General features: G+C 52.8%; 5 protein-coding genes. 1 reads left to right on the top strand and 4 read right to left on the bottom strand.

What is annotated here, in order from left to right; translation table 11 throughout:
• Nucleotides 1-145 precede the first annotated feature (145 nt).
• The 4 genes from JMJ04_RS20615 to JMJ04_RS20600 all read right to left on the bottom strand — a co-directional run bounded on the left by JMJ04_RS20615 (nt 146) and on the right by JMJ04_RS20600 (nt 5625).
• On the bottom strand, nt 146-1375 hold the full coding sequence (locus JMJ04_RS20615) for a S41 family peptidase (protein ID WP_236038102.1): 1230 nt from the start codon (nt 1373-1375) through the stop codon (nt 146-148).
• Between the two features lie 431 nt (nt 1376-1806).
• Nucleotides 1807-2277: a hypothetical protein gene (locus JMJ04_RS20610; protein WP_236038100.1), complete on the bottom strand. Its 471-nt coding sequence runs from the start codon at nt 2275-2277 to the stop codon at nt 1807-1809.
• A 40-nt stretch (nt 2278-2317) separates the two neighbouring features.
• Nucleotides 2318-4861 carry an ABC transporter permease gene (locus JMJ04_RS20605; protein WP_201372297.1) on the bottom strand — a complete coding sequence of 848 codons (2544 nt, stop codon included), beginning with the start codon at nt 4859-4861 and terminating at the stop codon, nt 2318-2320.
• A complete protein-coding gene (locus tag JMJ04_RS20600) occupies nt 4858-5625 on the bottom strand; it encodes an ABC transporter ATP-binding protein (protein WP_201372296.1) in 768 nt (255 codons plus the stop codon). The genes JMJ04_RS20605 and JMJ04_RS20600 overlap by 4 nt, the downstream gene beginning before the upstream one ends.
• A gap of 260 nt (nt 5626-5885) precedes the next feature.
• Between JMJ04_RS20600 and JMJ04_RS20595 the strand changes: the two genes are divergently transcribed.
• Nucleotides 5886-6398: a hypothetical protein gene (locus JMJ04_RS20595; RefSeq protein WP_236038099.1), complete on the top strand. Its 513-nt coding sequence runs from the start codon at nt 5886-5888 to the stop codon at nt 6396-6398.
• Nucleotides 6399-6433 lie beyond the last annotated feature (35 nt).

Here is a 6433-nt window from a genome sequence, read left to right as displayed (position 1 = left end):
TGAAGCAGACAGGGTATTGACCAAGGCAAGGCTGACCTGGATCAGATGACTATCGTCAGATCGGTGTCAACCAGAGGAAGATGATGATGACGCGCTGATCTGGCTGTCTCCTTCATCTTTTGGCTTCCTTAAATGTGAGATCTGGCTAGAGATCCTGAAGCGCTTTCTCAAGAAAAGGATCATGGCCTGCAGCCAGAGCTTCCGGTGTGGGATGCACCTCATCGTCAGGCGGCACACCAATGCCATCAACAATCTCTCCAGCAGGCCCTTGCATAAATGCAACCGGCAACCCTATTACGCTCCCATCGTCGAGAAACAAATCTGTCGATGGTCCAGAGACCGCTCCCGCCGTCCTTTCTCCTACCAGGCGCCCCAGATGGAGGTCATGAATATCCATGGTGGTAGCATCGCAGGCAGACGCACAGCCTCGATCAATCAAAGCCACCAGCCGGATGTGGAATAGCAGTAGACTGTCATCGGTTCTCTGATCTGTGCGTTGCCCCTGTTTGTCAACAAAGGATGCGATGATCTGATTATGGACAAACATGCTGATAACACGCCTCTGTTCCCTTACATCTCCACCTCCGTTCCCGCGTAGATCGAGGATCAAGCCTTTGAGTTGCGCTGCCCCGGCCTCCTGCACGGCGCGGCGTATCTGGTCTGCTACGCCTGTCTCAAATTTGGTCAGTCGCACATAGAGAATGTTACCGGACAGCAGACGTTTGGAGACGAGAGGCAGGGTAGGATAAGCGGCAGCAATCAGACGTACGTTCTTCGTGTCAGCAGCACCCGGATGCTTTATCTGTAACTGGACGGACGTCGAACCGCTGAGTTGGTTGATGATCTCCGACACTGGCTTCTGATTGATAAAAGGGGGAAGGCCGTTGATAGTGACGATGATATCACCGGGTCGCAATCCGGCCTGCTCCGCCGGGCTGCCAGGATCAACGCTAAGCATATAAAGCGGAGGCGCGGCATCTGCAAGCTGGTCGGGATCGAAAGGGAGGACAATGCCCAGCCCCATCTGGGTGTTGGGCTGGGAGGCTGATCCCCTGGTATTGAGGTTGGAGAAGGGAATGTAATGGGCATGATTATCATGTAAGCCATTCACCATCTCTTTGATCGCTGCGCCAACAAGACTCTGTTGGCTCAACGAAAGATGAGCTGTCATCGTCGTATAGGTCTTCTGAAACGCCTGCCAATCCGTCTGACAATTGCCAGTCAGCGCGGGCAAGACGGCGTTGTGCTGATCTTGATGCTGTTGAACGAGGTAGCCGACCAGACCGGCCATAGCATACTGGAGCAGTCTACGGTTATCGACAGTCGCCGGATAGGTATCGAGAATACAGTTGTATGCCTGCTCTATAGTATGCACGCTACTGGGGGCCGGGGTTCTCCCTGGCTCTAACCATGACGGTCGAGTGTCGCATGATGAGGTTCCTAACACAGTGGGAGGCGTCGCCCGCCATGCGAGATAAAAAAAAACTGCTGCGATGAGTCCTACCACACTCGCCAGGCGTACAAGCGTGACACTATCCTGCTGCCACCATTGCCTTTGAAGAGAGAGACGTTATTGTCTCTCTCTTCAAAGGCGCTGTTTTTTTGCTTAATTTACTCATATACCTTCTCTCCTTGTATAATACGTTTGTTTTGCCACTCTTCACCCCCGCATAGCGTGGCACTACCCCTGACAAAGCGCCGTCTTCTTTCCCTGACACATGCGAAATGCATCCAGTATGTGCGCATTCAAGACATCCTGCTCCATCGTAATAAGCGCTTGGATATTCTTATCAGCCCGCTCCTGTGTCACCCCCCCTGGCTAACCAGTATTGCATGCGCCTTTTGCACCGCATTCACCTCAATAGTATGGAGCTGATCCTGTGAAATACCGTGCGCTGTGGCAAGGTCGCTCAACGGTTTTCCTAGCATTCCATGCTTTCCATCTTCCGGGTCCTTTGTGACATTGACCGCACTCTGCATTTGCTGCTCGCTCATATGAAATCCCTGAGCGACCTGTGTTCGTAGCGTTTTCCAGTAAATAGCTGGATAGTTGTCCCAGAAAGGAGCGTCTTGGCTCCCAGAACCTCCCTGTTTCTGTGTTGCTGTCCTTCCCGCGCTCGAAGATTGAGAGTTTGTGGTATACACCTGCCAGGCAACCATAAGAAGAGTGCCCATAATGACGACACCTCCCAGCAGAAGCAGAAGTGGTGCAAGCCGCAGTTTCTTCTGCCGCTCCGGCTTTCTTTGTAGCGAGTTTTGTTCGTTGTTATTGAGCATAGCTTCGCTCCCATTTCGACAGATCTTCTTTTCATATTGATTATTCATACCGCAGTGCTTCGGCGGGCAAGATGCCAGAAGCTTGCTGAGCAGGAATGAATGTACAAATGAAGGACATCAGGTAGCAGCCCAGCACAAGGCAGAGTGTGGGAAGCACCGGAATCAAGAATTCTTTTGAGGTGGCGTGCGCAACCTGTGAGACCAGCCACCATGATAGCGTTGTGCTGATGATCAGACTCAATGTCACGATAAAACTCGCCTCCAGCAAGAACGAGCGGCGCACCAATGCACGTGAGAAGCCCAGTGCCCGTAGCATTCCTATCTGTTGCCGCCGCTCGACAACGGCGCAGCTGGCAATCACCCCAATCGAAAGCGCGCCAAAGAGCACTCCGATGACCAGGTGTGCGACTAAAAACCGGGTAATGCTCAGCGTGTAGGCATTTTGTGTCGCGATCAGTTGCGCGGCGGATTGCTGGGAAGCGTTAGCCACCTGCTGCCCGATGCCGAGATTGGTGGTGATAATGAGCGTAATCAGGAACAGCACCAGACTCAGGAGAGAGACGGCCACCCCGCTACGGAAGCGAAAGGTCAGCGGATACGCCATACTGGGGCGACTGATTGGCGCCAAACCTCGCACCTGCCGGATGATCAAGTGCAAGGCGGTGGCCAGACCATCGCCGTTATTCATTACCAACACCACTATGCCAATCAGCGGCAGGAGCAGGCTGAGCAAGAGGCTAAGCATGATATCCTGGAACTCGCTTCCGTTCTGTGGCTGCGTCGTGGTAAAAACGAGAAGAATCGTCCCTGCCCCTGTCTGAAGGCCATAGGCGAGCCAGGCCAGGCCAATCAGAGTTCCACCAAGCCAACGGCAGAGTGTTACCGTGAGGCGTATGGCGGTACTCAGCCAGGTCAACAGTAACCCGGCGCCTACGATCAGAACGGCAACGCTCAGATGCTCTAGCCAGTCTATGCTGAGAGTCTGCCCCTGTCGCAGTAACAGGTACCCAACAAGCAGGTAGAGCGGACCGCGCACCAGGAGTTCCCAGAGCAAACGCCCACAGGCAACGACGCGTCGTACCACCGTTGGCGCGGTTCTCAGTTCGCGCAGAAGATCTTTGAAGTTCGTATGCACTGGAAGGTCGTTCAGGTTGCGGATCGCAGTCACAATGTTGCTATGGCTGATCCAGATAGCGGTCAGCCATGTCACGATGAGCGTTGTCAGCAACCCGAAACACAGCACACTCAGCACGCTTTGCCAGCTTATCCAGAGATGGAGTGGAATCTCTGCACTAGAGACGAAGCTTTGCGCGGGTATGTTGGAGAATGTGAGTAATTCAAGTCCCAGCACGCCAATGCCAAGCAGCACTCCAGGGACAGCCGCCAGCAGACTATACCCAAAACATTCGATCAGCAGGGTTTGTACCAGGTGACGGCGTTGCAAACCGACCGCCCGAGCTATCCCCAGTTCCATCCGTCGATCCGCTGCGAGCGAGAGACATAACAATACCAACAGCAACATACCCGCGCTGACCAGCAAACCCGTAAAGGCAGGGAGCAGCAGGGTAATTTGCCGTGCTGCTGATGTTGATAGGAAATCTCCCTTATCAGCCAGGGGGCTCCAGTTCGTCTCTTCTACTTGCGTAGGTTTGAGTGCGTGAATAACCGTCCTATCATAGGGGGTAGGAATCGTACCGCGCGTATCAGTCGACGTGTGAAAGAGCCCTTCTAAGAAGGTGAGAGCGGCCTGGCCAGTTATCCTGTCATTCATTGCCCCAGGATCAACATTTTTGATACAGATCGTATTTGGGGGCAAAGATTGATGGGTAGATTGCAAGTAAAACTGCTGGAGAGTTGCCAGAGGCAGGACCATTTCTGGATAGGACCCATCAAAACCAAGTTCGCCACCGGTAACAGCCACATCGTTCGAGAGGATGGCCCGCACGGTCGCATTTAACGTCGCGTTCTGCCCATTGAGTTTAATCTGTAGCTGATCTCCCGGTTTGATATCCAATGACTTCGCGACTGAATGACTGAGTAACACTTCGTTGGCACGAAGATCCGCGCTAGAGATGGCCTGCCCCTGGCTATCTCTCAGAGCACCGTAGACCTGATCAAAGTCAGGCGGTACCCCTAGGATATACTGATTGGTCTGGGTGACGCCGGTTTGTTGTGAACGAAAGCTCGCCCCGAGAGGATTCAGATAGAGCGCTGTGGCTGCCCGCACCGCCGCTTGCTGCCGAATTTGCGTGAGGGCGCTCTCCACTTGATTTTGCGTAAAGGGACCGGTGACAGACTCATCGACATCACCAACTTTTGTCAGGCGGTCAGCCTCTACGGAGTGAGTTAAACTATCCTGTAATCCAAAGGTGGCTGTAAGAAAAACGAAAGAGAGCAAGAGACCACAGAGCATAATGAGGGTCTGCGCGCGGTGACGCAGGATATTGCGCATCCCCATCCGCCACAGCAGCGGGTTGTTGATGCTCAGACCAACAATAATCAGCACGGCTCCTCCTACAACAACGGCAAGCAGCAGGGTCTGGGTGGTTGGGGAGAAGCCAGGAAGCGTCAGCGACATATTCATCCTTGGGCTCCTTTCTCCTCGAATGTGCCGACCTTCGATAGTGCCTCGACGAGGACATCTTCTCTGATCAGGCCATCGCTCATGGTAATCACACGACTGGCCTGACGAGCGATATCCAGCGCGTGCGTGACCCAGACAAACGTGAGGCCCAATTCAGCATTGAGGGTGAGCATCAAATCAATGATTTCCTGGCTGGTTGTGCTATCAAGCGCGCCCGTAGGCTCATCTGCCCACACAAGAGAGGGGGTTGTTGCCAGCGCACGCGCAATCGCAAAACGCTGACGCTGACCGCCGCTCATCTCAGCGGGGCGATGATGAGCCCAGTCACGTAAGCCTACCTGCTCAATACTCTCCAGCGCACGAGTCCGTGCCACCCTGGAAGACACACCGCTCACTAGCAGCGGCAGCTCCACATTCTCCAATCCTGTGAGGACCGGCAGTAAGTTATAGGTCTGGAAAACAAAGCCCATCTCGCGGGCGCGGAAAAGCGTGAGCTGGCGATCTGAGAGATGGCGAATATCCTGATTCGCAATCCTGATGCTCCCCGTTGTCACCCGATCCAATCCGCTCAGGCAATTGAGCAGCGTAGTCTTACCGCAGCCGCTCGGCCCCATAATAGCAACGACCTCTTTGCGCTGGATGCGCAGTGTCACCCCCTGTAAAGCCTTCACGACCTCCTTCCCCGTGTCGTAATGCTTGTGAACATCGATAGCCTCAATGATGACATCTTCTTGCGGTAGATCTATGGATATGCCCATTTCCATGTTGATACCTCTTTCCTTGCAATAATTCGTAGCAGGTGACCATTTACTACCTTGAGTCTAAGGATAGCTAGCCGCGAAAGGCAAAGCTATCGAGAAACTCCGCACTTTTCTCTGCCAAACCCCGCAGCGAGATGTTGCGGAAACATGCAAGCATATGTGCGGGAATTGACATGGTGTCCAGGAGTGGCTCATGTTATACTTGAGGATAGCTCCGAGCATTTCAGCGGGGATGAGCCCAAGGACGGAGAAGAGGGAACGCGATGGAAAACACACCAATTCATCCACTCATACACAAAGAGAAAAGGCTATTGAACTGGTTGCTTTTCTTCTGGCTTTGTCTTACCTATGTGCAATATATACTGGCAAGTATTGCAGAGCTGCTGCAGCCAATGGATGACAGATCTCCAGCAAGCATCAATATCACGATCTCTCGTATTCTTGCTACAGATCTCTTGCGAATAGATAGCAAAAGCGCCATACTGTTTTTTTTCTTTGTCTTTACTCTCTTGATGGTGCTTCATGGTGGTCTGCACTGGTGGGCTCTCTTTAAAAACATCAATCAGCGCTATCTGTTGCCTTATTTCCTGCTCCAGGCTGTGTGTATATGGCTCATCTATTTCCTGATCGGTGCGGATAACGCAGTGTTTGGATTGTGGCTCACGCTAGCCATTGAGGCATTTATCCTGCTCAAACGGACATCCCATATCATCGTAGTGGTCGCTGGTTGTCTGCTTTTTTGCTTTGTCATTCAAGGTATTGAAACCGATCTTTGAAAGTATAGCGAATTCTTGACAATCATTGAGTAGCA

It is taken from the genome of Ktedonobacter robiniae (assembly GCF_016587375.1).
GTDB classification, from domain to species: domain Bacteria; phylum Chloroflexota; class Ktedonobacteria; order Ktedonobacterales; family Ktedonobacteraceae; genus Ktedonobacter; species Ktedonobacter robiniae.
This window is presented reverse-complemented; position numbering and strand designations above follow the sequence as displayed.